Annotated in this window: 20 protein-coding genes and 2 pseudogenes; 11 read left to right on the top strand and 11 right to left on the bottom strand. The window is 57.2% G+C overall.

The features are described from left to right. A pseudogene (locus ACQKP4_RS15140) lies at positions 1 to 144 on the bottom strand (IS66 family transposase); the annotation flags it as partial. 40 nt (positions 145 to 184) lie between these two features. Between ACQKP4_RS15140 and ACQKP4_RS15135 the strand changes: the two are divergent. Together ACQKP4_RS15135 and ACQKP4_RS15130 are read left to right on the top strand one after the other, a co-directional pair. Beyond that, the gene (locus tag ACQKP4_RS15135) at positions 185 to 319 is read left to right on the top strand and encodes a hypothetical protein (RefSeq protein WP_427634348.1); all 135 of its coding nucleotides are present in this window, start codon (positions 185 to 187) and stop codon (positions 317 to 319) included. Beyond that, positions 253 to 435, top strand: a pseudogene (locus tag ACQKP4_RS15130) (Arm DNA-binding domain-containing protein); the annotation flags it as partial. The gene ACQKP4_RS15135 and the pseudogene ACQKP4_RS15130, both read left to right, overlap by 67 nt. 151 nt (positions 436 to 586) lie before the next feature. On the opposite strand, the gene ACQKP4_RS15125 reads toward ACQKP4_RS15130, so the two are convergent. Next, positions 587 to 1,519 carry a TIGR03571 family LLM class oxidoreductase gene (locus ACQKP4_RS15125; protein ID WP_427634346.1) on the bottom strand — a complete coding sequence of 311 codons (933 nt, stop codon included), beginning with the start codon at positions 1,517 to 1,519 and terminating at the stop codon, positions 587 to 589. A 169-nt stretch (positions 1,520 to 1,688) separates the two neighbouring features. Continuing rightward, on the bottom strand, positions 1,689 to 2,789 hold the full coding sequence (locus tag ACQKP4_RS15120; protein WP_427634345.1) for an alkene reductase: 1,101 nt from the start codon (positions 2,787 to 2,789) through the stop codon (positions 1,689 to 1,691). A gap of 566 nt (positions 2,790 to 3,355) precedes the next feature. Here ACQKP4_RS15120 and ACQKP4_RS15115 point away from each other — a divergent pair. Beyond that, positions 3,356 to 4,258 (top strand): LysR substrate-binding domain-containing protein, encoded by a 903-nt coding sequence (locus ACQKP4_RS15115; RefSeq protein ID WP_427634343.1) that lies wholly within the window; start codon positions 3,356 to 3,358, stop codon positions 4,256 to 4,258. Between the two features lie 182 nt (positions 4,259 to 4,440). Here the strand turns inward: ACQKP4_RS15115 and ACQKP4_RS15110 are convergent, their stop codons facing one another. Next, entirely contained in the window at positions 4,441 to 4,605 is a 165-nt protein-coding gene (locus ACQKP4_RS15110; RefSeq protein ID WP_427634341.1) for a hypothetical protein, read from the bottom strand. Positions 4,606 to 4,845: 240 nt separating this feature from the next. Between ACQKP4_RS15110 and ACQKP4_RS15105 the strand changes: the two genes are divergently transcribed. The 3 genes from ACQKP4_RS15105 to ACQKP4_RS15095 are packed head-to-tail and all read left to right on the top strand — an operon-like array spanning position 4,846 to position 10,551. Continuing rightward, complete coding sequence (locus ACQKP4_RS15105; RefSeq protein ID WP_427634350.1) at positions 4,846 to 5,997, top strand: efflux RND transporter periplasmic adaptor subunit; 1,152 nt, start codon at positions 4,846 to 4,848, stop codon at positions 5,995 to 5,997. Continuing rightward, positions 5,994 to 9,176 carry an efflux RND transporter permease subunit gene (locus ACQKP4_RS15100; protein ID WP_427634339.1) on the top strand — a complete coding sequence of 1,061 codons (3,183 nt, stop codon included), beginning with the start codon at positions 5,994 to 5,996 and terminating at the stop codon, positions 9,174 to 9,176. Before ACQKP4_RS15105 ends, ACQKP4_RS15100 begins: the two co-directional genes overlap by 4 nt. After that, complete coding sequence (locus tag ACQKP4_RS15095) at positions 9,169 to 10,551, top strand: efflux transporter outer membrane subunit (protein WP_427634337.1); 1,383 nt, start codon at positions 9,169 to 9,171, stop codon at positions 10,549 to 10,551. The genes ACQKP4_RS15100 and ACQKP4_RS15095 overlap by 8 nt, the downstream gene beginning before the upstream one ends. Positions 10,552 to 10,632: 81 nt before the next feature. Here the strand turns inward: ACQKP4_RS15095 and ACQKP4_RS15090 are convergent, their stop codons facing one another. The 7 genes from ACQKP4_RS15090 to ACQKP4_RS15060 form a co-directional block, all read right to left on the bottom strand. After that, entirely contained in the window at positions 10,633 to 11,940 is a 1,308-nt protein-coding gene (locus tag ACQKP4_RS15090; protein WP_427634335.1) for an MFS transporter, read from the bottom strand. 208 nt (positions 11,941 to 12,148) lie between these two features. After that, positions 12,149 to 13,129: a transketolase family protein gene (locus ACQKP4_RS15085; protein WP_427634333.1), complete on the bottom strand. Its 981-nt coding sequence runs from the start codon at positions 13,127 to 13,129 to the stop codon at positions 12,149 to 12,151. Between the two features lie 2 nt (positions 13,130 to 13,131). Continuing rightward, complete coding sequence (locus ACQKP4_RS15080) at positions 13,132 to 14,019, bottom strand: transketolase (RefSeq protein WP_427634331.1); 888 nt, start codon at positions 14,017 to 14,019, stop codon at positions 13,132 to 13,134. Between the two features lie 105 nt (positions 14,020 to 14,124). Next, on the bottom strand, positions 14,125 to 15,216 hold the full coding sequence (locus ACQKP4_RS15075; RefSeq protein WP_427634329.1) for a glycerol dehydrogenase: 1,092 nt from the start codon (positions 15,214 to 15,216) through the stop codon (positions 14,125 to 14,127). Positions 15,217 to 15,339: 123 nt separating this feature from the next. Then, positions 15,340 to 16,032 carry an SDR family NAD(P)-dependent oxidoreductase gene (locus ACQKP4_RS15070; protein ID WP_427634327.1) on the bottom strand — a complete coding sequence of 231 codons (693 nt, stop codon included), beginning with the start codon at positions 16,030 to 16,032 and terminating at the stop codon, positions 15,340 to 15,342. A gap of 28 nt (positions 16,033 to 16,060) precedes the next feature. Then, on the bottom strand, positions 16,061 to 16,861 hold the full coding sequence (locus ACQKP4_RS15065) for a shikimate dehydrogenase family protein (protein ID WP_427634325.1): 801 nt from the start codon (positions 16,859 to 16,861) through the stop codon (positions 16,061 to 16,063). Positions 16,862 to 16,876: 15 nt separating this feature from the next. Next, a complete protein-coding gene (locus ACQKP4_RS15060; protein ID WP_427634323.1) occupies positions 16,877 to 18,481 on the bottom strand; it encodes a GMC family oxidoreductase in 1,605 nt (534 codons plus the stop codon). 222 nt (positions 18,482 to 18,703) lie between these two features. Between ACQKP4_RS15060 and ACQKP4_RS15055 the strand changes: the two genes are divergently transcribed. From ACQKP4_RS15055 to ACQKP4_RS15035, 5 genes are all read left to right on the top strand, one after another. Next, on the top strand, positions 18,704 to 19,855 hold the full coding sequence (locus ACQKP4_RS15055; RefSeq protein WP_427634322.1) for a glycerol dehydrogenase: 1,152 nt from the start codon (positions 18,704 to 18,706) through the stop codon (positions 19,853 to 19,855). A gap of 40 nt (positions 19,856 to 19,895) precedes the next feature. Beyond that, complete coding sequence (locus tag ACQKP4_RS15050; RefSeq protein WP_427634320.1) at positions 19,896 to 21,068, top strand: iron-containing alcohol dehydrogenase; 1,173 nt, start codon at positions 19,896 to 19,898, stop codon at positions 21,066 to 21,068. A gap of 125 nt (positions 21,069 to 21,193) precedes the next feature. Beyond that, entirely contained in the window at positions 21,194 to 22,471 is a 1,278-nt protein-coding gene (locus tag ACQKP4_RS15045; RefSeq protein WP_427634318.1) for a carbohydrate porin, read from the top strand. A 64-nt stretch (positions 22,472 to 22,535) separates the two neighbouring features. Further along, positions 22,536 to 24,041, top strand: a complete 1,506-nt coding sequence (locus tag ACQKP4_RS15040) for an aldehyde dehydrogenase (RefSeq protein ID WP_427634317.1) — start codon at positions 22,536 to 22,538, stop codon at positions 24,039 to 24,041. 79 nt (positions 24,042 to 24,120) lie between these two features. Continuing rightward, positions 24,121 to 25,362 carry a sugar ABC transporter substrate-binding protein gene (locus ACQKP4_RS15035; protein WP_427634315.1) on the top strand — a complete coding sequence of 414 codons (1,242 nt, stop codon included), beginning with the start codon at positions 24,121 to 24,123 and terminating at the stop codon, positions 25,360 to 25,362. Positions 25,363 to 25,417 lie beyond the last annotated feature (55 nt).

Genomic DNA, 25,417 nt, shown 5'->3' with positions numbered 1-25,417 from the left:
TTCCCGAGCTGTCGTTTGATTTCGTACAAGCTGCCAATTGAGTGCAAACGTCTGTTCGGCCAATTGGCTTTTGTTCGTTGCGTGCGGATCGAAAAACTTGCGGCGGGCGTGGACCATACAGCGGATTTCGGTGCTGGCTTGCTGGACATCTCTCCTCAATCGAACGAGACGAGGGGATGTACCCATGTCTTTGACCGATACGGCAGATCGTAACGCCAAACTCTACGGAAAAAACTACACCCTCAAGGACCTGATGGGTTGTACCTGTTCATTGGTGCCAAGGGCGGAAAAAGCTGGCATTACCGTTTCTATTGGTTAGGCCGGCAGGTTCGTATCTCGTTGGGCAGTTATCTGGAAATTAGTCTCAAGAGTGCGCGTGTGGCTCGAGAACAGGCGCGAACGTTGGTGGCAAAGAAAGTAGATCCCCGTGTTATCAGGAGGGAAGAGCATCTGGCAGCTTGTGCCGCGATAGAGAACTCGTTTGCTGCCGTCTTCCTGGCTTGGCGCACGTTTATAAGGCAGGCACCCTCCATACAGGCCGCCAAAGTACGCTTCCTTGCGAGCTACAACACGGTTGAAAAGAGGGTCAAATTGCTCCGTGGAATCTTGGCAAAATGTATTCGGCAATTTCTTCAATCACTTCCGCCACAGGTCGTTCGCTGTGACGCAACTGTAGGCCAATATGCTGCACACCTGATTCGCGCATCGCTTCAAGTTCGGCTATGAGTGCAACGCGTCCCCCACGGCCCCCAAACCGCAATGGTTTCATCGGCGACTGAGGATCGGCCTCAAGGTCAAGATGCACAAAGCTGATGTAAGGCTTATCACCCCCAACCTCTCGCCAGAGACCTACACGCCGACGATGTTCCTGCGCGGTTCCAGGGTAGGCGAGCCAGCCATCCATATGTTCCCCGATCCATGCTGGTGATTGTTGACCAAGTCCAGCCACCAGTAGGGGAAAAGGATCTTCACGCTGTGGCAATAGGTGGGCACCTTCTGGCAGACGTCCGACGCCCTTGCTCTTTAGTAGTTCGACAGCGCTGCGAAAACTAGCTCCTCGAGTTGTGTAATCACAGCCGAATAACGGGTACTCCATTGGCCGGTCGCCACTGGCCACTCCCAGTAATAGGCGTCCGTTACTGAGTTCATCGATACTATTGGCAGCTTTGAGCGTGAGCCACGGTTGTCTCAGCGGCAAAACTACCGCAGCGGTACCCAGCATTATATTTTGGGTGATGCCAGCCAGATAACCCAGGTAGGAGAAGGTTTCGAAAACTTGTGCAGCATCTCCGAAATTCGGATCGTAGACAGGAACGTCACGTACCCAAAGGGCTCGAAAACCGCTGCTGTCTGCCAATCGGGCCAGATGGGCATGTTGTTTAAGGTCAGGTACGCCAAACGGACGATTTTCCGTCATGCGCAGCCGCTGGCCGGAAGGTGACCAGTCGTTGTCCAGTGGCAACTCAAGTCCGATGGAGAAGTTATTTGGTCCGAGCAATCGTTGAAAATGAGAGTTCATTGGGTCTCCTGCGCATTGCATGATGCAACGTGTCTCTATGAGTGATTACCTGCATTATCTGTGCAGCACACTGAGAGAAAAATGCATCTACAAGCACAATAGTCTTGAGCAAAAAGCACGATGGGTTAGGAACAGTGGCTGACAGAGCCAGCCCACTATTCAAAAGGCCTCAAGTGATCGAGTGTTTCGGGTAGTCGGTGTAGCCAGCCGCTCCGCCGCCATAGCTCAGTGCGCGGTCTGGTTTTAACAAAGGCCAATTATTTTTCAGTCGTTCGACCAGATCGGGATTTGCAATAAACGGCTCGCCGAATGCTGCTAGATCTATCATCCCATCGCGCAAAAATTGCTCGGCGCGCTCTTTGGTCATGCCACCTGCAAGAATCAGTATTCCGCGGTAGTGGCTGCGGAATTTTTTCAGAAAATCACCGGGGATCGGGGAGCTGCCTCGTGACAACTGATCCATAAAATGGACGTAAGCTAGTCCCCGTTGGGAAAGCTGGTCGGCAACATATAGGTAGGTTTCCTCAATGCCCTCGTAAGGCCCCATGTCGAACAAGCCTCCGAAAGGCGATAGACGAATGGATGTGCGCTGCGCGCCAATTCGATCAACGACGCTATCGACGACCTCAAGTAAGAAACGTGAGCGGTTCTCGAGAGTATCGCTGCGATACTCATCCGTGCGGTCATTGACCAGTGGATTAAGAAACTGCTCAATCAGGTAACCGTTGGCACCATGCAGCTCGACACCATCGAAACCGGCTGTAATGGCATTAGCAGCTGCCTGAGCAAAATCAGCGATCACCTCCTTCACTTCGTTTGTGCTGAGAGCACGAGGCTTTGATACGTCGACAGGCCCGGGTTCACCTTGTTCTGTCATCCCCCACGCTTGAGAGTTACGAGCAATTTGTGAGGTCGAGCTAACCGGCGCGATACCTTCAGGTTGAATGCTGACGTGGGAGACGCGGCCTACGTGCCATAGTTGCGAGAAAATGACGCCGTCGGCATCGTGCACCGCCTGGGTCACCTTTCGCCAGCCATTGATCTGTTCGGGTGTATAGATACCAGGGATTTCCAGAAACCCTTCCGCCGAACGAGAAATCGGAGTTCCCTCTGTGATGATCAATCCAGCACTGGCACGTTGCCCGTAATAAAGTGCAGTGAGATCGTTCGCCACGCCTTGGGGCGCTCGAGCGCGCGTCATCGGCGCCATTGCGATGCGATTGCGCAGCGTCAGCCCGCCAACGTGGCATTGTTCAAATAATGAGTTCATGACCTGGCCCTTTGCTAATGGTGCTCAGAAGGTAGGCGCTTTAATGCCGAGTGATAACCTGCCAAAACTGAAAAGGACCTGTGAGGCAGTTTCAAAAGTTTCGCCATTAGCCTGCCGGATAACCCGGCTTTTTCCAAACATTGGAATCACAGGCGTCTAAGAGAATAGAGGTCCGCCACTTGTCGGCGTCATGTCGAGCGATGTTGCGGATGACATCCGCGACCGTCCTCGGAGAAACCACTCAAGCTAACCTCACGGAAATCAGGGCGCGCAATTAACTCCGCCAATACTTGCCTCGCTTCCAGGTGAGTAAGACCAAAACTGAGAAATGACATTTGTTCTACAGGAACGAATAAAGAGCGATCGATGTCTTGCTTTTTCGTCTTCGTAATATTTGAATCATTCAACGATGAGCTTTGATGTTTAAAAACTCGAATTAACGGGTATAAGTATTTGTCAATCGATGAAATTTATTCACAGGTGAAGTGAATTCAAGCGATGGCATTTATGGATGTTCTTGATCACACGTGTGATATTTTTTCACGAGTCAGTCAGCGGAGGTTAGTGTGGATAACAGAGCAGGAGAAATGTTGGTATTTGTGAGGGTGGTCGATGCCGGCAGTTTTTCCCAAGCGGCGCGTCAGATGCTGATGACGCCTTCAACCGTCAGCAAGCTGATTGTTCGTCTGGAGTTACGCCTTGGCGTGCGCCTGTTGGAACGATCGACACGCAAGCTTTCGTTGACCGATGAAGGACGGATTTACTACGAGCGCAGTATTGCATTGCTCGCGGATCTTGATGATATCGAAAGGGTTTTGGCACAGGGCGCACAGAAAGCTCACGGCACAGTGAGAATCAATACTTCAGTAGCATTCGGCACCCTGGCAATAGAACCGCATCTGCCGGCGTTCTGGGAAGCTCACCCAAACATTCAGATCAACCTGGCCTTGTCAGATGACATTGTTGACATGTACCTGGACCGCACCGACATTGCCTTTCGAGTGGGTGTATTGAGTGATTCGACACTGCGAGCGAAAAAAATAGGGAGCGCTCGGCGCAAGATCGTTGCATCCCCATCTTACTTGCAACGTTGTGGTGTCCCCGAAACGCTTGAGGATCTGTCTAGGCACAACTGCTTGAGCTTTAACTTCCTTCGGTCGTGCCCAGTCTGGCCGATGCATCAGAGCGGACGCATCATCGATCGCATCGTTCAGGGAAATTTACAGGCGAACAATGGTGAGACTGTACGCCGCATGGCCATTGCCGGTGTCGGGATTGCACGCTTGGCCGATTTCCATATCGATGAGGATCTTGCCACCGGACGGCTGGTCGAGGTGCTTGCAAGCACCGGTCATGACAGCGAGGAGGTCCATGCGTTATATCAGGGCGGTCATCACGTTCCCCAACGTATACGCACTTTTCTAGACTTCATGGTCCCGCGGTTGCAAAAATTCATGAGCCGGGATTGACCTCTCAAGGTCGCTGGTATTTCGACGAACCCTGCCAATATTCGAGCGATATGGAGTCCATCTCGACTCATATTGCATAGTGAAAAAACTTCACAAGTCATTAGCAAGTTGCTCACCTAATAAGCGCATCTAATTGTGCGCTACGGATTCAGCGTCTTCTTAAATTCGTTCTTTCTTGTTTTTTAGTCAATATTCTTTTCGTGTATCCGTAGTTTATCTTCGAGTCGCGGTACTGGAGAATCCAATTCTTCTTTACCACTACCGAGATCACTGCAATGAAATATTTTAAGAAGTCCGCTGCGCTGTTCGCCATCTTCGCTGCTATTTCTACCTCTTTCGTAGTTCATGCTGAAGAGTCCGGGGCCTTTGTCGATCGTAATAAAGCACTGAATGAACGATCAGGCTTAGACTAAGTCGTGGAGTTCGTGTTGACGTCGATATTTGAAAAATAAGAACTGATGTTCAAGTTCTGAATTTTTTTGTGGCTATGGAGTGGCCGTTATTCAGTAGTCAACCGGGGAGCATACTAAGTGAGTTTGAATTCAGCAGGAAAATCGGCATCACCGCCTTCATATAAAGCCTATGCCATCAAAGGAACAGCTTTATCCGCTGTAAGTCTCACTCTGCTGGCGGCGTTGACCGGGTGTGGACCTGATGCGGCAGGCAACGTGTCAGCACCGCCGGTCGTCACCGTCAGTCAGCCAGTCAAATCGACGATCACGGATTGGGACAGTTTCATCGGTCGCTTCGAAGCGACTGACTCGGTTGAAGTTCGTTCGCGAGTCAGTGGATATCTCGAAAAAGTCCCGTTTCAGGACGGTGCCATCGTTAAAAAGGGGGACTTGCTGTTCGTGATTGATTCACGCTCGTTCCAGGCTGCTGTAGTCCAGGCGCAAGGCAAGGTGGCTCAGGTTCGTTCGCAACTGTCGTTGGCCGAGCAGGAGTTTGCACGGGCCAACGTACTGATCGAATCGAAAACCATCGCTCGAAGTCTCTATGACCAGCGCTTGCAAGCACGTCAGGCTGCGCAGGCCGAGGTCTTGAGCGCAGAGGGTGCCTTGAGCGCCGCGAAACTTGATCTGGAATTCACCCGAATCACCGCGCCCATGAGCGGGCGAATCAGCCGCAAACTGATCAGTGAAGGTAACCTGGTCAACGGCGGTAACAGCAGCGCCACGTTGCTGACCACCATCGTCTCAATCGATCCGATCGATATCTATTTCGACATCGATGAGCAGAGTTATCTTAAATACCGTCGACAGATCCATAGCGCTGCGGATCAAAGTCAGGTCCGTATCGCCTTGCCAGGTGAAGTCGAACCGAGCATGACCGGCCGCATGGATTTCATCGACAACAGACTTGACCCCTCGACCGGGACCTTGCGCCAGCGCGCCCGGGTCAGCAATCGGGATCTGCAACTGAGTCCCGGGCAATTTGGCCGGGTACAGTTCTCCAGCCAGGCACCTTATGCTGCATTGCTCTTGCCAGACACGGCCATTAGCGTCGATGCGACCCGCAAAGTCGTTTATGTGCTCAATCCGCAGAATAAGGTCGAAATTCGTCCGGTGACGCTGGGCAAACTGCATGATGGCTTGCGCGAAATCGCTAGCGGATTGCAGGCGCAGGACCGCGTGATTGTCGATGGTCTTCAGCGCGTACGCACCGGTGATACGGCGATAGCCGAAAATCGCTCACTGGCTCAAGCCGCGAAAGCTGACGACCAAGGGGCACCGCTATGAACCTGGGACGTACGTCCATCGAACAACCGGTACTCGCGATTGTATTGTCCATCGTTCTGATGATCGTCGGAGGCCTGGCCTATCTGGTCCTGCCGACTTCCGAGTATCCGGACATCGCACCACCAACTGTGGTGGTCACCGCGACCTATCCTGGTGCGTCGGCGCAGACCGTTGCGGAAACACTGGCGATTCCTATCGAGCAGGAGGTCAACGGTGTTGAAGATATGCTCTACATGTACAGTCAGGCGACCTCCGATGGCAGTCTGAACCTGACGGTGACCTTCAAGCCCGGCACCGATGTTGACAAGGCGCAGGTACTTGTACAAAACCGCGTTGCGCTGGCCACGCCGCGATTGCCGGAACCGGTACAGCGCAGTGGCGTGACTGTACGCAAGTCGTCGCCAACGCAGCTGTCGACGATCTTCATTTCGTCACCCAAGGGTACCTACGACCAGCTCTATGTCTCGAACTTTGCGATTCGTAACGTTGCGGATGTGCTCAAACGTATCGATGGGGTAGGCGACGTCAACCCACTGGGGGCCCGCGAATACTCGATGCGTATCTGGCTTGATCCGGAGCGCGTTGCAGCCTTCAATCTGACACCAGCGGATATTATTGCCGCGGTGCGTTCGCAGAATACTCAGGTGGCAGGCGGGGTCATTGCCCAACCTCCGGTGGCCTCTCAAGCGTTTCAGCCGAACCTGATTTTCGAAGGTCGTCTGAAAGAGCCTGCCGACTTCGACAATATCGTTCTCAAATCAGGTACTGCAGGGCGTCTTGTGCGCCTGAAGGATGTTGCGCGCACGGAAATCGCCGGGCTGGCTTACGTCAATAACACCTATTACCTGCGTAACCCCGCCATCGGCCTCCAAGTGTTGCAACGGCCGGGCGCCAACGCATTGGCCACGATGAAAGTGGTCGAAGAGACCATGGAGAAAATCGGCAAGGATTTCCCTGAAGGCATTGAATACAGCATCGGTTACAACCCGACAGCGTTTATCGCCGACAGTATCGGTGAGCTGGGCAAGACCATCTTCGAGGCGGTTGTCCTCGTGGTGCTGGTGATCATGATTTTTCTTCAAGGCTGGCGCCCGTCTATCATTCCTATCCTGGCCATACCTGTATCGCTGGTCGGTACGTTTGCGGTCATGGCGATGCTGGGTTACTCGATCAACAATTTGACGCTGTTCGGGCTGGTGTTGGCAGTGGGGATCGTCGTCGATAATGCGATTGTGGTGGTGGAGAACGTCGAAAGACACCTCGCCGATGGCAAAACCCCGTTAGAAGCAACCATCGTGACCATGCAGGAAATTGGCGGTGCGCTGATCGCTATCACCCTTGTGTTGTGTGCGGTGTTCATACCGACCGCATTCATTCCTGGTATCTCCGGTGAGTTCTTCCGCCAGTTCGGCATCACTATCGCGGTAGCTACTGCGATCTCGCTGTTCAACTCGGTGACCTTGTCTCCGGCGCTGGCGGCGATGATCTTGCGTCGGCATGAACCGGAAGATCATCACAAGGCAAAAAAAGGCCCTCTCGGTGTACTCAAGCGTGCAGCCGATGGTTTCAATCGAGGTTTCCTTAAACTTTCAACCAGCTATGCCGGCAGCGTGCGCGGCCTGGTGGCAAAAACGCCGTTGATGCTGGCGATCTACGCGGTACTGATTGGCGCGACCGCTTATCTGCTGGTGTCGACGCCCAAAGGCTTTATTCCGATTCAGGATCGTGGCTACCTGGTAGTGATCGTGCAGCTGCCCGACGGCGCATCGCTGGAGCGCACCAACCAGATTTCTCAGCAGATCGAAGCAATCGCCCTGGATGTGCCGGGCGTGGACCGAGTACCGACATTCTCTGGCTTCTCGATGGTCACTGGTACCAGCTCATCTAACTCGGCCGGCCTTGCGCCAGTGTTCCAGCCTTGGTCCGTGCGTAAGGTGCATGGCTTGACGTCGGACAAAATCGCCGAGGACTTGCGTGAGCGGCTGAAGGCGGTCAGTGGTGCAACCGTTATCGTTGCCACGCCGCCACCGGTTCAAGGGTTGGGTAGCACGGGCGGCTTCTCCTTGCGCTTGCAAGACATTGGCGGGTTGGGTACTGCTGCATTGGCGAAGGCGACAGATGATTTGATTGCTGCCGCCAACGCGACTCAAGGCATGACTGGTGTTTACTCGCCATTCTCAGCAAGGACGCCGCAAGTGTTCGTGGAGCTGGATCGTGAACGGGCGGAAATGCTGGGTGTGCCGAGCAGTCAGATCAACCAGGCCATCGAGACCTACTTTGGCTCGTCCTATATCAACGACTTCAACCTCGTAGGGCGCACTTATCGAGTGACGGCACAGGCCGACTTGCCGTACAGGGTCTCGCCCGAAGATCTGGCGCGAGTCAAGGTACGCAACGATGCCGGGCAGATGGTGCCGATTGCCAGTGTGACGCGCTTGCATGAGGCGCTGGGTGTGGAGCGATTCCCACGCTACAACCTGTTTCCCACGGCGGAAATCAATGGCGATACGCTGCCGGGACTGGGTTCGGAGTTCGGAATCAAAACGATGGCACGTCTGGCGGACGAGACGCTGCCACCGGGTATCACCTACCAGTGGACTGACCTGAGCTATCAGCAGACAACCGCCGGAAACATGGGGCTGTTGGTGTTCCCGTTGTGTGTGATCTTTGTCTATCTGGTACTGGCGGCGCAGTACGGCAGTTGGAGTCTTCCATTGGCGATCTTGCTGATCGTGCCCATGTGTCTGTTAGCGGCTGCCGGCGGCGTTCGCCTGATGGGGCTGGACATCAACATCCTGACGCAGATTGGCTTCATCGTATTGGTGGGGTTGGCGGCCAAGAATGCGATTTTGATTGTCGAGGTTGCACGCCAGCAAGAGAAAGAAGGACAGGGCATCGTCGATGCGGTGGTCGAAGCCTGCCGTCTTCGCTTGCGGCCGATTCTGATGACCTCGCTGGCGTTCATTCTGGGTGTATTGCCGCTGGTAATGTCCGAGGGCGCAGGTTCGGAGATGCGTCAGGCAGTAGGCTCGGCGGTGTTCTTCGGCATGATCGGGGTCACGCTGTTTGGGCTGTTGTTCACACCAGTGTTCTATGTGCTGATTCGGCGTCTGGCCGGTGGCGAGCGCGAGGCACTGCCTAAATCCTTACCTTCTGAACAGGGCGTGGTCCATGATTAACTTTCTCAGCGTCCCTGCTCTGGTACTGGGTGCGGCACTTTTGAGCGCTTGTGCCTTGCCCGTCATGCCGCCCAAGAGCGACTTGCCTGTCGACCATTTCGCTAATGCGCAAACGACGGTGCTTGCCAGCGTCACCGATAATTGGTGGAAGCTGTATCAAGATCCCTTGCTCGACCGCCTGGTGGAACGTGCACTGGGGCAGAACCTCGACTTGCAGATCGCCTTGGCGCGAATCGATGCCGGGCGCGCACTGCGAAATATCGCTGACGCTCCCGGCAGCCCGCAGGTCGATCTCGGCGCTAGCGTGGCCCGTCAGCGAATCCCGGCGGGGCAGGCGGGCTTTAACGATTCTCTAATCACCGAGCCCACCTCGCTAGGGCTGAGTGCAGCCTGGGAGATCGATCTGTTCGGGAGAATCCGTGAAGGCGTACGAGCTGCCGATGCCGATCTCAACGCAACCGAGGAAGTAGCTCGAGGCGTGCGGGTGGCGTTGATCACGGAAGTGGTTCAAGCCTATGCCGAAGCGCGCGGATTTGAGGAGCGTCTGGCGATCGTCAAGCTAAGCGCTGCTAGCCAGGCCGAGACTCTGCAGTTGACGGAGCAGTTATACGCGGCCGGGGCCAGTCCTGAGGCCGACGTGCTGCGTGCCCGATCACAATCGGATTCCACCGCAGCCCAAGTGCCGTCGCTTCAACTGAACTGGCAACGTTCGCTGCATCGATTGTCGGTGTTGCTGGCCCAACCGACCGAGTCGTTGTATCGGCAGTTCAAGGACAGCCCGGCGCAGGCCTCGACCGTGTCGTTGCTGGATGCCGGAACGCCTGCGGATCTGTTACGCCGTCGGCCCGATATTCGGGCCGCCGAAGCACGCTTAATTGCCGCCTATGCGCGCGTCGGTGTGGCTAGGGCTGATCTGATGCCGCGCTTGAGTCTTTCGGCAGCACTGGGTTCGCTGATTGATGGTGCGAGTGCTGCCAGTCTGGCCAGCTCCACGTTCTGGCTGGCAGGAGTGAATGCCAGCGTGCCGCTAATTGACGGTGGTCGTCGACGCAACGTGGTTGACCTGCGTGACGCAGAGGCAAGGGAGGCATTACTGAGTTATCGCCGCAGTGTTTTGACGGCGGTGTCCGAAGTGGAGTCGGCGTTGGCAGCCGCGCAGCGCAATGCCGAACGGCAGACCTTTCTGACGAGCGCAGCGAGTCAGGCCAGTTCTGCCGCCGAGCAGATTCAGCGTGCCTGGCGCGCCGGGGAGACGCCGTTTCTTGATGTGCTACAAGCGCAACGGGTGCAGCTAGCGGCGCAGAACGCGCTGTCCCAGGTCAAGACTGCCCAGTGGCAAAATCAGGCGACGCTGGTGAACGCGCTGGGCGGTTAGAGGGGCCGCGACAGATATGCCCGCGTCAAAGGCCAGATAGGGCCTTGAGCGCGGGTTTTTCATGAGCAGCAGTATCGCGGTTCAGACTTTATTCATTGGCACGCCGTGATTGTTCTTCCACATCAGCACGACGACACTGGCGATGATGGCAACAACGATCAGATAGATATTGAACATCCAGCCCATGTTTTCCGAGTACAACCAAGTCGTCAGATAGGAAGCTGTACCGCCGAACACCGCCACGCCCAGAGAAATGCACACCCCAAACATTCGGGTGCGATAGCGGGTTGGAATCTGCTCGGAGATCGACGCCGGTTTGCAGCCGGTAATAAAGGCTACCAACAACAAGCCTGCTGTTTGCGCCACCATCAACGTCCACGGCTCACTGGAAATCAGACCCCACAGCGGGAATAGCGTGGCGGCAATCCCCAGCAAGGAAATCAGTGCGGAAATCTTGCGTCCCCACAGATCCGATATCCAGCCGGACACCGGCAGGAAGACCAGGTAAATGACCTGTGCAATGCAGCTCATGGTAAATGCGCTGCGCGGGTCCATGCCTTTGACGCTGATGGCGTAGATCGAGGCCGAGGTGACCCAGGTGTAGTAGGTCAATGTGGCACCGGCTTCATAAAGAAACAGACGCACGCCGTGCTGGATGATCTTGCCTCGACTCCAGGCCGGTGCTGTTGTTTCACCACCAGCACTCGGTAAGTGTTCACTTTCCATCATGTTGCGACGCAGCCACAAGGCAAAGACGGCCAACAGACCACCGGTGGCGAAGGGGATACGCCAGCCCCATTCCTGCATTTCACTCACGGACAACAAGGACGTCAGCAACGCCATGTAGAACGTCGCCAGCAACGAGCCGCAGCCCACCGCGATAAACACTGTGCTTGACCACAGTCCCCGGCGTTTCGGCGGGGCAATTTCAGCGATGTAGGCGTAGGAGGTGGTGGTTTCACCGCCATGGGCAAAGCCCTGCACCAGCCTGGCCAGTAACAGGAGCGCTGATGCCCAGCTGCCGATCGCGTCATACGAGGGAATGAAGGCAATCAGCACACTGGCGCCGGCCATCAGCAGCATGGTGCTGAGCAACACCACGCGCCTGCCCAGCCTGTCGGCGAGGATGCCGAAGAAAATGCCGCCAATCGGTCTTAATAAAAAACCGGCGGCGAATACAGCTAGGGTGTTCAGCAGGGCAGAGGTGGCGTTGCTTTTATCGAAGAGCGCTGCGGCGATATACACCGATGCGACGGTATAGATCGTCCAGTCGAACCACTCCAGAAGGTTGCCGACGCCGGTGGCCATCAATGACTTTCTGCGCAGGGCGCTACGTGTTTTGGCCTGCCCGATCGAGTAGTCGGGCATGGTCTCGGTGATGTTATTCATTGTTAGCTCCGAGATGTTTATGAAGCACGGGATGTGGTGGGTGACGACGGAGGGCGTAACGCTCGCTGAAAAAACAAGGTTCCTTGAATACTCAACGTGTAGGAGCTGGCTTGCTGACGATCGAGGCGCCACGATGTGTCCGTTACACCGCGGTGAAATCATCGCCAGCAATCCGGCTCCTGGAGGTGGTCGTCGCTTAAATTGCGAATCAGGCGCGCAGATGCGCCAGCGCCACTTCCTCGATCCCGACGGCGTCCAATTTGTAGTGCTCATACAAGTGGGTCGGCGGGGCGATCAGACTGTATTCGTCGTAGATGCCGTGGCGCTTGAGCTTCACACCGACGCCTTCGTCCGCCAGCACCTCAGCGACCGCCGCCCCCAGGCCACCCAGCACGTTGTGCTCTTCGACGGTCATCATGCGTTTGCTGCGTGCCGCGGCGCGCAGGATGGCATCACGGTCGATCGGTTTGATCGAGGCCATGTCGATCACACCCACGGAACGTCCTTCCGCGTTCATTTTGCGAGCCGCTGTCAGCGCCGCGTGCACGGTGATACCGCAGGCGATGATGGTCAGTTCTTCACCATCGATGTGCTCATGGGCCTTGCCGAATTCGAAGACGACGTCGTCGTTGTAAACGATTGGATCGCGGCCACGACCGATACGGAAATACACCGGCTTGTCGTAGGTGGCCGAAGCCCGGATCGCCGCGACCAGTTGCGGACCGTCGGCAGGAGAAACGACCGCCAGGTCGGCAATGGAACGCATGGTGGCGATGTCTTCAGTGGCGTGGTGCGACGTGCCGTAAAAACCCAGCGAAATACCGGTGTGGTGACCGATCAAGCGCACCGGTTGCGCCGAGTAGGCCACGTCCATGCGGATCTGTTCGCAGCACAGCAAGCCGAGGAACGAAGCAAAAGTCGCCACGAACGGCATCACGCCACAGGTGGCTAGGCCAGCGGCGGCGGTCACCATGTTTTGCTCGGAGATACCGAACTGCAGGTAGCGCTCTGGGTACTCACCGGCAAATTTGTTCAGGCCGTTGGAGTACTGCAAGTCAGCCGAGCCGGCCATCACCGGGTAGCCGGCCTTGGTCAATTCAATCAGCGCATCGGACAAATAGGACAGGCCCGGGTTGAGAGCGTTGAGGCCACGGTACTGCCAGGAATTAGGGGAAAGAGGGGCATTCATGTTCAGATCTCCATGGCTTCAATTTCAGCGATAGCGCGTTTGGCGTCTTCCGGGTCGAGGTAACCGAGATGCCAGCCTGGTTCGGTTTCCATGTAGGAAACGCCTTTGCCCTTGACGGTTTTGGCGATGATGCACGCCGGTTTGTCGCGGGTTTCGTCGGCTTTCACCCGACGTAGGGTTTCAGTCACTTCGGCGATGTTGTGACCGTCGATGACATGCACTTCCCAGCCAAAGGCGCGCCATTTTTCGTCCAGCGGTTCAATGCCGATCACGTCGTCCACCGAGCCGTCGAGCTGGAAGCCGTTGCGGTCGACAATCGCGATCAAGTGTTTGGCCTTGTGGTGGGCCGCACTCATCGCGGCTTCCCAGACCTGGCCTTCCTGCATTTCACCGTCGCCGAGCATGACGAACACGTCGTAGACTTCGCCGGTGAAGCGCTGGGCCAGGCACATGCCCAAGCCGCCGGAGAGGGCGTGGCCAATGGAGCCGGAAGAGAAATCGATGCCGGGCACTTTGCGCATGTCAGGGTGATCGCCCAGAGGGCTACCCAGGCGGGTGTATTCATCGAGCCACTCCTTGGGGAACACGCCAAGGTCCGCAAGAATCGGGAACTGACCCACGGCAGCGTGGCCCTTGCCCATCAGGAAGCGGTCGCGCCCCGGCCACTTCGGTTCGTCGGGGCGAATCGTCATCACGTCGTAGTACAGCGCGGAGAACAATTCGGCGGCGGAAAACACCGAGGTGTAGTGACCGGTCTTGGCGATTTCGATCAGGCGGATGGTTTCAAGACGGACGAATTTCGCCCGGTCTTTCAACTTGATAATCGTCTCGGCGGAAGGCACAAAGTTGCTGGCTTTCCACTGTTCGAGTGTTTTTCGGGGTGCAGACATCTCTACCTCCAATCACAGGCATGAATTTGTTGAAGTTGAATCTCAGTGACGGGGTTTGAACTTCAACGGGGTGGTTGTGTGTTCAACAGGGTTTTGAGTCAGTACTCAGTGGGTGAGCCCTTCGAGCGCGCGCATCGCCCCGATCAGTTCGTCGCACGTCGGTGCGCCGCCTGAAGCCGTGGCAAAGTTGCGAGCGTGTGGGGCTTTCAAGGTGGGCTCGGCCACTTGCATCAGTACCGAATCGTCAACGTTGAGGACGCCCAGTTCGGTCAGGTTGCGAGGCAAGCCGATACGCTGATAGAAGCTCAACATATCGCCCATCAGTTCGGCGTCGCGGTCCTCCAGAACCAGTTGCACCAGCAAGCCATACGCCACTTGCCAGCCGTGAACCTGCTGTTGTGCGCCGGGGATTTTCGACAGGCCGCGAGTCATCGCGTGGGCAATCGACAGACCGCCGCTCTCGAACCCCAAACCGCTCATCAACAGCACGGCTTCGATCAAGTGATCGAAGGCGACCGTTACCTTGCCGGTGCCGGCCTGGGCCAGCGCCGGTTCGGCGTATTGACGAATGATGCGGTAGCATTCACGCGCCAGCACCAGCCCCGAGAGTGCCGGGCGTGCGCCAAACATGTTCACGCCACCGGACTTGTAGCACTGCTCGGCTTCGAACTTTTTGGTCAGCGCATCGGCAATTCCGGCGAGCAGGAATTGGCGCGGGGCCTGGGCAATCAGCGAGGTGTCCACCAGCACATAGCGAGGGCTGACGAGCAGATGCCCGACTTCGCTGAGTTGATGGTGAGCATCGTAGATCACGTAGTTTTTCGACGTGGGCGCATCGTTGGAGGCCACGGTTGGCATGGTGATCAGCGCACAACCCGAGGTGTGGGCGAGGGCTTTGCCGGCGTCAATGCATTTGCCGCCACCGACGGCCAGGATCATGTCGAACGCGACCTCGGCGACGGCCGCTCTCAGGCCGGCAATCCCGTCTGCAGTGATCTCGCCATCAAAGGTGATGTAGTGCAATTCGACGTCAGATTGCGCGCAAGTGTCATCGAGTCGTTGGCGGATCAGACCCAGCACATAGCTGTCGATGACCACCACGGCCTTGCGCCCGCAGTGCGCCAGATAAGTGCCCGCCTGAGCGAGCACTTCAGTGCCCTGGACGTACCGTCCGGGCGAGCCGAAAACCAAATTCATTCAGCACCTCTCACTTCACTGCTTATTGTTATTCGGGGCTCGACGGCTGATTGTCGAGTATTCGTTATAATGCATCATATATCATGTTTTTACACGGTCAAGCGCCCAAGCGACGAGATGACCTCAGGCGATTGAATAACCGCCATCAATCGGCAAGGTGGTACCCGTCACGTAACGTGCGTTGTCCGAAACCAGGAAGGCGATCACGTTGGCGACATCTTCCGGCGCGCCCCAGCTTTTCATTGGAATACGCGCCATGATGCTTTCCGAGCGCGCCGGATCCTCGAACGCGCGTCGCGACAGGTTGGTCAGAATCCAGCCCGGCGCCACCGCATTTGCGCGCACGCCATCGGTTGCCCACGCGACAGCCATGCAGCGTGTGAGTTCGGAGATGGCGGCTTTGCTCGACGCATACGCCGGGGTCTTCGCGGAACCGAAAATCCCCCACATCGAGGCGAAATTCACCACCGCACCGCGAGCGGCTTTCAGGCCGGGAAGGGCTGAGTTGGTAATGCGCAACACGGCCGTGAGATTGACGTCCATGACCCGGCTGAAGCCGTCCAGTTCCCACTCGCGGTTGTGGTCAATGATCCCGGCGGCGTTGACGATGGCGTCGACGCGCTCGAACGGCTCGAAGAAGCTCTTCACCGCTGCGTCATTGGTTACGTCGAGTTCCTGGTAATGAATGCCCTCAATGCGTTGCTCGGGTTCGCCGAGCCCTACGGTGAACACCTCATAACCGTCAGCGAGCAGACGTTGTGCGGTGGCCAGGCCGATACCGGAGCCGCCGCCAGTAACGATCGCAGTCTTTTTCATGGTCTTTCCTTGCATTGGGGAGGGCGTGCTAAACACCGGTTTTGGAAAACAGAAACTCGACCAGCAGATCGATCTGGCCGGTGATCATGTGCGCACCTTTATGGATGACGCAGCCACGCTCGGCGGCGGCGCTCAACAGCGGCGTGATGTCCGGGTTCATGACCACTTCACCGACCACCGTTCCGGGTGCGAGCGTGTCGACGGGCAGCGGCAACGGGTCATGAGCTTTGAGGCCTAACGCCGTGCCATTGATCACCACATCGAAACCCGTCGCGTCGGCGGGGCCGGCATTGATCTGCCGGTCAGGGAAAATCTGCCGCAGTTCACGAACCAGCTCTTCGGCCTTGGCCGGGGTGCGGTTGCTGATCACCAATTCTTCAATCGCTTCGGCGAGCAACGCATGGGCGATGCCGGTTGCCGCTCCGCCCGCACCCAGCAGCAGCACGCGTTTGTTGCTTAGGTCATGGCCCTGTTTTTTCAGGCCGCCGACAAAGCCGTCGCCATCAAACATGCGCCCGCTGAAGCGCCCGTCGGGCAGGCGTTTGGCAACGTTGCACACGTTGAGCAGGCGGGCCGTGCCTTGCAGTTCATCGCACAATTTCGCCACCTCCAGCTTGTGCGGAACAGTGACAATCACCCCCGCCAGATTTTCAATCCCGCGCAATCCTTCCCATGCGGTGGCAAGGTTGTCGGGGGAGACTTCCCAGGGCACCAGCACGCCGTCATAGCCGAGCCGTTCCAGCAACGGGTTGAAAAATTCCGGGGTACGCAAATGTTTGGCCGGGTAGGTAAGGTGCACGACGACTCGGGTTTTACCGCTAATGGGCATGTGGAGACCCCTCCTTCAAAAATGTGATGTAGACGCGGGCAACGCGGCGCGCCCGAGGATCATGTCCGCGGCTTTTTCGCCGATCATGATTGACGGTGCATTGGTGTTGCCGGAGATCAGGTTGGGCATGATCGAAGCATCCACCACCCGCAGATTACGCACGCCGCGAACGCGCAGTTGCGGGTCGACCACGGCCATTTCGTCATCACCCATCTTGCAGGTGCCGACCGGGTGGTAAACGGTCTTGGCACGCTGGCTGATGTAGCTCAGCAATGCTTCATCGCTACGCACACTCAGTCCAGGGAAAACCTCTTCGCCGGTGTACGCGCGCATGGCCGGTTGCGCGAGGATTTCGCGCGACAGGTTCAAGCCCTTGATCGCGACACGCCGGTCCTCCGGATGGGCAAAGTACCGAGGATCGATGCTTGGCGGGGTGTCGGCCTTGTTGTCGCCCAGGCGAATTTCGCCGCGGCTCATCGGGCGCAGCACGCAGGTGTTGATGGTCGCACCGGGTTTTTTGATGACGTCCTGATCGAGGTCGAAAAACACGATGGGCACGAAATGCATCTGCGCGTTGGGCCGTTCCCGGGCGTTGTCGGTGTTGACGAATGCGCAGGCCTCGGTGACGTTGGAACTGACCGGGCCACTGCCGAACATCAAATACTGCAAACCGTTCTTGACCGTGTTGAAGGCGTTGTCCTGACCGTAGTAACCGTACTTTCCATGGCAGTAGGCGATGCTGCCGACTTCCGCGTGATCTTGCAGATTCTGGCCGACGCCGGGCAGCTCATGCAGCACCGGAATGCCATGGCGCTGAAGCTCTTCGACGCGACCGATTCCGGACAGCATCAATAGTTTGGGTGACTGAATGGCGCCGGCACTGAGGATCACTTCTTTGCTGCCACGCGTCTGCACCCGTTGGCCTTTATGGATGTACTCGACCCCTACGGTCTGTTCGCCTTCGATGAGGATTCGTTGCACCGTGGCGTCGGTGACGACGGTCAGGCGGTCGGATTTTTCCGCCACGCGCAGGTACGCCACGGCTGCGCTGCAGCGGCGATTATTGCGCGCGGTGATCTGGTTGAAGCCGACGCCGTTCTGGCGTTCGCCATTGAAATCGGGTGTGAAGGGGATGCCTGCTTGCTGCGCAGCGCGCACAAAACCACGGGACAGTTCGCACACTTGCTTGAGGTCAGAAACACCGAGCGGGCCGCCGGTAGCGTGGTAGCCATTGTCGAAGCGCTCGTTGTCCTCGGCACGTTTGAAGTACGGCAGCACTTCGCGAAACGACCAGCCGTTGCAGCCGGCGCTGGCCCAGTCGTCGTAGTCCTCGTGCTGGCCGCGGATATAGATCAGCGCATTCACTGAGCTGCCACCGCCCAACACCCGGCCCTGCGGAAGAATGCGTTTGCGTCCATCCATAGTCGTTTGCGGCTGGGTTTCGTGGCGTGACAGCAGTGGACTGGAGAGCAGCCGGGTAAATCCGGCGGGGATGTGGATCAGCGGGTGTGTATCGCGTGGGCCCGCCTCGATAAGCAAAACCGAGGCGCCTGCTTCGATCAGGCGGCCCGTCAACGCGCAGCCTGCCGAGCCGCCTCCAATGACAATGTAATCGTGCATGCCTTTCTCCAAACTGCGTCGTTTTTATTTTCATGCATCATATATCTTTGTAGACCCCAAGCGTCAATCCCGGGTTTAAAACGCTGTGCATTCCGGCAAAAAAGCTATTGGTGGTTAAAAATAAAATATGATATATCATCGATCAGCCGAGAGCCGAGCCTCTCGCAAAACGTCCTCAAAGCAATAAAAAAGCCTCCTCGACGAGGCCAGGATGACGATGACATGACTCAAATGTTTGCTGCACCCGGCCGCTATATCCAGGGCTACAAGGAACTCGATCGACTGCACCGGCATGTGGCATGGTTCGGTCGGCGGTTTTTGGTGATCACCACCCAAGGCCGCCTCGACAGTCTGAAACATACCCTGAACGCCAGTTTCGGTGCCGAGGACACTCAGCTGCATTACGCGATTTTTTCCGGCGAAGTGACGCGGCAAGAAATCCAGCGGCTCACGGCAAGCATCGACTCCTTTGAATGCGATGGTGTGATTGGGGTCGGTGGCGGCAAGGTACTCGACGTCGCCAAAGCCGTTGCCAATCAGGCCAAAGTGCCGCTGTGCATCGTCCCCACTATCGTTTCCAACGACGCGCCCACCAGTTCGCTATCGGTGCTGTACACCGAAGCGGGCGCGTTTGACGACGTGCTTTTTTATGAACGCAGCCCGGACGTAGTGGTGGTGGATACCTGGATCATCGCCCAGGCGCCGGTGCGCATGCTGGTAGCCGGAATGGGCGATGCGCTGTCGACGTATTTCGAAGCGCGCACCTGTGTCGAATCGCACCGGGACAATTTTCTTGGCAATGCCGGTGCGGGATTGAAGGAGGGCGGCGGCGGTGCCAAATCGACGCTGACTTCCATGGCCATCGCCGAGCTGTGTTATCGGGTGCTACTTGAGGATGGCCTGCAAGCCAGGCGCGCCGCTGAACAGCAATGCGTGACCAAGGCCTTCAATCGCGTGGTGGAAGCCAACGCACTCATGAGCGGCATCGGCTTCGAAAGCAACGGCGTGGCGACTGCCCATGCAGTGTATTGCGGGTTCAGCGAACTGGGTGTCCGGGCGACGATGTACCACGGCGAGTACGTGGCTTTCGGCGTGCTGGTGATGCTGGTGCTCGAAGGCAAATCCAGCCGTGAACTGGATACGGTGCTGAGGTTCTGCCTAAGCATTGGTTTGCCGGTCACTTTCGAAGACCTGGGGCTGACCGATATCACCGCACACGAACTCGACTGCGTGGCGCGCACCGCCGCCGACCCTGGCCAGACCAGCAACGTCGAGCCGTTCGAAGTGACCTTCGACGAAATGAAAGCGGCACTGATCTCGGCCAGCGACCTTGGCCAACTCTATAAAAATGGCGGGTCGCTGCTGGCGGGATAAACCCGGTTGCAGCACACGCGCCATTACTACAGGTGAACTGATGAAAGCATTTCAGGCAAGTCTGCCGCTGACCCTGGATTTTGAAGTCGGGGCGATCAAGCGCATGGGCGAGAAGGTAGAACCGTTCGGCAAAAAGGTCTTCCTGATGGTCGACCCGTTTCTTCAGGGCAGCGATCTGATCGCGCAAATTACCCGTAGTTTTGCGGAGCGTGGTCTGCAGTTTCTCGAGTTCTACGATATTGTGCCCAACCCGCGGCACACCACGATTGATCGAGCGGTGGAGCAAGTTCGCCATAGCGGTTGTGATGTGGTAGTAGCGGTGGGCGGCGGCAGTGCGATCGACTCGGCCAAAGCCGTGGCGTTCGTTGCCGTTCATGGCGGCAATTGCTGGGACTATACCGAGCGCCTCGGTGAAGCCGTCACCCGCCCGCAAAGTCGCGGCCTGCCTTTACTGGTGGTGCCGACCACTTCCGGTACCGGCACCGAAGCCACGCCCTTTGCCGTCATCAATAATCCTGAATTGGGCCTCAAATGCGCCATCGTCAACCCGTTCATCTACCCTGATGTGGCCCTGATCGACCCGCAGATTCTGGTGTCGAAGCCGCCGAAGCTGACCGCGTTGACCGCTGTCGACACCTTCTGCCATGCCCTGGAGGCGTACATCAGTATTCACTGCACGCCCTGGGTGGAAATGGTCGCGCTGGAGTCGATTCGGCTGTTCGCAGCCAATGCCCGGCAGTGCGTGGAACACGGCGATGACCTAGAGGCGCGCGCCCGAATGGCGTTTGCTTCGACTCTCGGCGGTATGGCGATTGCGAGTGCCGGCGTCACGGTTTCCCATGCCCTGGGTCAGCCATTGGGGGCGATGACCGACGCACCGCATGGCGGCACCGTCGCGGCCAGCACGCCTTATGTCATCCGCTGGACGCTGCCGGTGTGTGCGGACAAGTTCGCGCGGGTGGCCGGGATTCTCGATCCGTCGACGCTGAGGCTTGCAGAAACCGAGCGCGCCGAACGCCTTCCGGACATCCTGAAAACACTGTTTACCGCCTTGGGCGTCACCGACACCTTCCGCAGCTACGGTCTGCGCCCGGAACAGATTGATGAGTTTGCCCAAACCGTCTGGACCAGTTTCAACCAGGACCTGGCCTGTCACCCGAAAAAGATCAACAGCAAAGAGGAGGTCTCCGCCATCGTGAAAATGTGTTTCTAACCCAAGTTTCTGTCACGCAGTTCTGAAGTAAGAAGTTTGACCGACCCGCGAGTTGGGTTGGCGGGGTTTTGCATGCTCGAAAAACACTAAGACCAACAATAAAAACAGTTTCGGGAACAATAATAATGACCAATAAAACGACAATTGCCGTCGGACTTTTGAGCGCCTGCGCATTGCCAGGTGTTCATGCAGCCACTTACTCGCCGGATAATTTCCTGCTGGGGGACTGGAATGGCGAACGTGCGCGCTTGCATGAGCAGGGTGTGGACTTTCAGCTGACCTACGTCAACGAACTGGCCTACAACACCCAGGGTGGCGACGAGCACAAAGGGACTTACAGCGATCAGTTGATGCTCGACAGCAACTTTGATTTACAGAAATTGTTGGGCTGGCAGGGCGCCAGTTTTCGCATGACACTGAGTAACCGCAACGGCGAGAGCCTGACTGCCGAGGCCGGTACTAACACTTTGCTGGCGGCCCAGGAAATCTATGGTTACGGCAGCGTCACGCGACTGGTGCAGTTCTATTACCAGCAGGCGCTACTGGATGATCGACTGGTGGTGAAACTCGGCCGCTTGCCCATGAGCGGTGATGTGTTTCCGTTTTCGTGCAAATTTCAGAACCTGACGTTCTGCGGCACAGTGCCCGGTTACATCACGCCTAACTGGTTCACCTGGCCCGTCAGCCAGTGGGGCGCGGCCGTGGCGGCGAAGCTGACCGACGAGTTGTCCGTCAATGCCTCGCTGTATCAGGTCAATCCGCGTTTCACCGAAAACTCCCAGGGCCTTAACTTTGGCAGTCCGTCCGGCACCACCGGCTACCTGGCTGTCGGAGAGTTGGCGTGGAAGCCCACCCTGAATGGATTGCCCGGCAGCTACAGAGCGGGGATCTGGCGCAATACCGGCGACTTCAACGATGTCTATCAGGACGTCAATGGCCAGCCGATCGGCCTGACTGGCAATGCGCCGGATCAGCACGATCAGGCCAGTGGTTATTACGCGATGGCCGAGCAGCGGGTCTATCAAGACCCGAGCAACAGCGCCCGTGGTTTGACCCTGTTTGCCAACTTCATCCAATCGGATCGCGATGTGTCCTACGTGGAAAAGGTCTTTCACGTCGGCGCGTTTGTCAGCGGCCCGTTCGCGGCGCGGCCTCAGGATGAAATCGGCCTGGCGATCGGTCGGCTTGAGGTAAATGAAAAATCCACCAAGCGTATTCGACAACAAAACGCTTTCACCCTACCGGCGCCGGACACCGAATATCCGATGGAACTCTACTACGGCATCAGCGTGACGCCGGCCCTGACGCTGCGACCCAATGTGCAATACGTCGCCAGTCCCGGCGGACTGAGCGGGGACAAAAGCGTCGTGGTCTTCGGCCTGAAAACCGAGGTTAGTTTCTAAGGAATTACACGCTTTTTGCGAATATCACTTGTGAATAAAACACCCAAACAGGAGACGCAACAGCATGAACACTCTCGTTGATATCGCTGCGGTCCAGCAGCGAGTCGCCGCCCTGAATCTGCCAGGGAAAGCCTTCATCAATGGCCGGTTCGTCGATGCCTTGAGCGGCGAAACCTTCGCCAACATTTCCCCGCGCAACGGCCAGGTGCTCAATCACGTGGCGTCCTGCCAGGCAGAAGACGTCGACGTCGCGGTCAAGGTCGCTCGCCAAGCGTTCGACAGCGGCGTGTGGTCGCAGCTGGTACCCAAGGAACGCAAGAAAATTCTGCTGCGTTTCGCTGCGTTGTTTGAGCAGCACATGACGGAACTGGCGTTGCTGGAAACCCTCGATATGGGCAAACCGGTGTCCGAAAGCGCCGGCTTTGATGTGCATGCGGTGCTTGAGTGCCTGCAGTGGTACGCCGAATGCTGTGACAAGGTTTACGACGAAATTGCCCCTTCAGGACCGGGCGCATTGGGCATGATTACTCGCGAAGCCATCGGCGTGGTTGCCGCCGTGACTCCGTGGAATTTCCCGATGCTGATGGCGATGTGGAAAGTCGCCCCGGCGCTGGCGATGGGCAACTCGGTCATTCTCAAACCTGCCGAACAGTCTCCGCTGACGGCACTGCGCATCGCCGAGTTGGCCGCTCAAGCGGGCATTCCACCGGGTGTGTTCAACGTGTTGCCGGGCTTCGGTCCTACCGCAGGCCGTGCGCTTGGGTTGCACATGGATGTCGATACGCTGGTGTTCACCGGCTCCGGTGAGGTCGGGAAACTGTTCCTGCAGTACGCCGGCCAGTCGAATATGAAACGGGTGTGGCTGGAGTGCGGCGGCAAGACCCCGAACATCATTCTCAATGACTGCCGCAACCTGGAAAAGGCTGCCACTACCGCTGCCAGGTCAATGTTTTTCAACCAGGGTGAAGTGTGCGTGGCGCCGTCGCGATTGATCGTGGAGGAGGGCATTCGCAACGAGTTTGTCGCCGAAGTGTTGAAAGTCGCCCGGACCATCGCCGTCGGTGACCCACTTGATCCCGCCACCCAACTCGGAGCGATGGTCGACAAGGCGCAGATGGATCGCGTGCTCGGCTACATCCGAAAAGGCTCGGAAGAGGGCGCCCGCATCATCCTGGGCGGCGAGCGCGCCGTTGGAGCCTTGGCCGACGGTTTTTTCATCCCGCCGACGATCTTCGACAACGTCACCAATGACATGACCATTGCCCGCGAGGAAATCTTCGGCCCCGTCTTGTCGGTGATCAACGCCAAGGATCATCTGGATGCGGTGCGCATCGCCAACGATTCGCCCTACGGCTTGGCCGCCAGTCTCTGGACCAGTGACCTCTCGCGAGCCCATTCGATCATCCGTTCGCTGCGCGCCGGCAGCGTCTGGGTCAACTGCTTCGACGGTGGCGACATCACCATGCCGTTTGGCGGTTACAAGCAATCGGGCAACGGTCGTGACCGGTCATTGCACGCGCTGGACAAATACTCGGAACTCAAGTCTGCGTGGATCGATTTGCAGGGCTGAGACGTCAACGAGCAACCGGTGCTGTGTGTGACAGCACCCGCGGCACTGAACAAAATCAGTGCACTGGAGAATAATAATTATGAAGCTGTCAGCTGTTCGATCAATTACCACATTGGCCTTGCTGGGCCTGATCGGCACTCACGCCTGGGCTGCGCCCAAGCATGAAATCTATAGTTTGATGCCCAATACCGCTTTGTCCGGGGTGATTGACCCCGACATGCCTGATCGCACGTCGATCAACAAAGCTTTGCCGCTGAAAAAGAAGGGCGAGCGCCTGCGGATCGGCTGGACTGAAATCACTCTGGGCAACCCCTGGTTTGTCACGATGATCGATGATTCGAAAATCATCGCCAAAAAGTACAACTACGACATTGAACTGCAAGTGGCGGACGGTGATGTCGCCAAGCAGAGTGCCCAGGTCGATAACTTCATTACCCTGGGTGTAGACCTGATCGTGATTGATCCAACCGATGTCCTCGGTTCGGTGTCGGATGTCGAACGTGCGGTGGCCGCCGGCATTCCGGTGATCACCGTCGGCACCGCCCCGGACGCCCGAGCTCCCGTCATCACCACCAGCACCGGCAACCCGTACGGCAGTGGTTTCGAGGCTGGGCGTTTCGTGGCCGCCAAGACCGATCCGGCCAAGGTGATCAACGCCGCCATGGTTATCGGGGTGATGGGCAACTCCACCTCTGAAAGCCGGCTCAACGGCATGATCTCCGGGATCGTCTACGCCCGTGCACAAGAGCGCAAGCTGGGTTTGTCCAAAGAAGACGCGATGCTCAAAGGCTTCAAGCTGTTCCAGCAAGTCAAGGCCAAAGGCAGCTTCAGCTGGCCGGAAGGTGGCTTCAACGTGTTGGCTTGGGGGCGTGGTGACTGGACTGAAGAAGGTGGTCTGGCCGCCACAGAAGACATCCTTTCGTCCCAGGGCGACAAACTCAATCTGGTCTTGGCAGAAAACGACTTCATCGCCATTGGTGCGATCAATGCCCTTGAAAATGCCGGCAAGAAAAACAGCGTGATGGTCGCTTCCGGCGCCGGCAGCTTTCGGGTTGCGCTGGACTTGATCAAACAAGGCAAATTGTTGGTGAGCGCTACCAACAGTGGATCGGAAACCGGTGTAGCCGCCATCGAGTTGATCCATCAAATGCTCGACAAAGGCTTGAACGCCAACAATCTGCCGCTGGCGTCTTACTTTCCCGTCACGTTGATCACAGCAGATAACGTCGACACCTTTATCAAGGCTGACAGCCTGCCGCCGTCTACCGACACCGTTCCACCCTTCCGTTCCATCGAGCAGATCAAAAGCGCGATGAAGTGATTTCGCGAGAGTGAACCGGCTTGTGACCACCGCGTTTTTGTCGGTGGTTACAGTT

Source organism: Pseudomonas sp. NPDC086278 (genome assembly GCF_050280905.1).
In the GTDB taxonomy this organism is placed as follows: Bacteria; Pseudomonadota; Gammaproteobacteria; order Pseudomonadales; family Pseudomonadaceae; genus Aquipseudomonas.
Note: the sequence above shows the minus strand (reverse complement) of the source record. Positions and strands in the feature narration are given on the sequence as shown.

Excerpts from the sequence above, each read along its gene's own strand:
- ACQKP4_RS15135 (WP_427634348.1), top strand. The coding sequence starts at position 185 with ATGTCTTTGACCGATACGGCAGATCGTAACGCCAAACTCTACGGAAAA.
- ACQKP4_RS15125 (WP_427634346.1), bottom strand. The coding sequence starts at position 1,519 with ATGAACTCTCATTTTCAACGATTGCTCGGACCAAATAACTTCTCCATC.
- ACQKP4_RS15120 (WP_427634345.1), bottom strand. The coding sequence starts at position 2,789 with ATGAACTCATTATTTGAACAATGCCACGTTGGCGGGCTGACGCTGCGC.
- ACQKP4_RS15110 (WP_427634341.1), bottom strand. The coding sequence starts at position 4,605 with ATGAACTACGAAAGAGGTAGAAATAGCAGCGAAGATGGCGAACAGCGC.
- ACQKP4_RS15100 (WP_427634339.1), top strand. The coding sequence starts at position 5,994 with ATGAACCTGGGACGTACGTCCATCGAACAACCGGTACTCGCGATTGTA.
- ACQKP4_RS15095 (WP_427634337.1), top strand. The coding sequence starts at position 9,169 with ATGATTAACTTTCTCAGCGTCCCTGCTCTGGTACTGGGTGCGGCACTT.
- ACQKP4_RS15090 (WP_427634335.1), bottom strand. The coding sequence starts at position 11,940 with ATGAATAACATCACCGAGACCATGCCCGACTACTCGATCGGGCAGGCC.
- ACQKP4_RS15085 (WP_427634333.1), bottom strand. The coding sequence starts at position 13,129 with ATGAATGCCCCTCTTTCCCCTAATTCCTGGCAGTACCGTGGCCTCAAC.
- ACQKP4_RS15080 (WP_427634331.1), bottom strand. The coding sequence starts at position 14,019 with ATGTCTGCACCCCGAAAAACACTCGAACAGTGGAAAGCCAGCAACTTT.
- ACQKP4_RS15075 (WP_427634329.1), bottom strand. The coding sequence starts at position 15,216 with ATGAATTTGGTTTTCGGCTCGCCCGGACGGTACGTCCAGGGCACTGAA.
- ACQKP4_RS15070 (WP_427634327.1), bottom strand. The coding sequence starts at position 16,032 with ATGAAAAAGACTGCGATCGTTACTGGCGGCGGCTCCGGTATCGGCCTG.
- ACQKP4_RS15065 (WP_427634325.1), bottom strand. The coding sequence starts at position 16,861 with ATGCCCATTAGCGGTAAAACCCGAGTCGTCGTGCACCTTACCTACCCG.
- ACQKP4_RS15060 (WP_427634323.1), bottom strand. The coding sequence starts at position 18,481 with ATGCACGATTACATTGTCATTGGAGGCGGCTCGGCAGGCTGCGCGTTG.
- ACQKP4_RS15055 (WP_427634322.1), top strand. The coding sequence starts at position 18,704 with ATGACTCAAATGTTTGCTGCACCCGGCCGCTATATCCAGGGCTACAAG.
- ACQKP4_RS15050 (WP_427634320.1), top strand. The coding sequence starts at position 19,896 with ATGAAAGCATTTCAGGCAAGTCTGCCGCTGACCCTGGATTTTGAAGTC.
- ACQKP4_RS15045 (WP_427634318.1), top strand. The coding sequence starts at position 21,194 with ATGACCAATAAAACGACAATTGCCGTCGGACTTTTGAGCGCCTGCGCA.
- ACQKP4_RS15040 (WP_427634317.1), top strand. The coding sequence starts at position 22,536 with ATGAACACTCTCGTTGATATCGCTGCGGTCCAGCAGCGAGTCGCCGCC.
- ACQKP4_RS15035 (WP_427634315.1), top strand. The coding sequence starts at position 24,121 with ATGAAGCTGTCAGCTGTTCGATCAATTACCACATTGGCCTTGCTGGGC.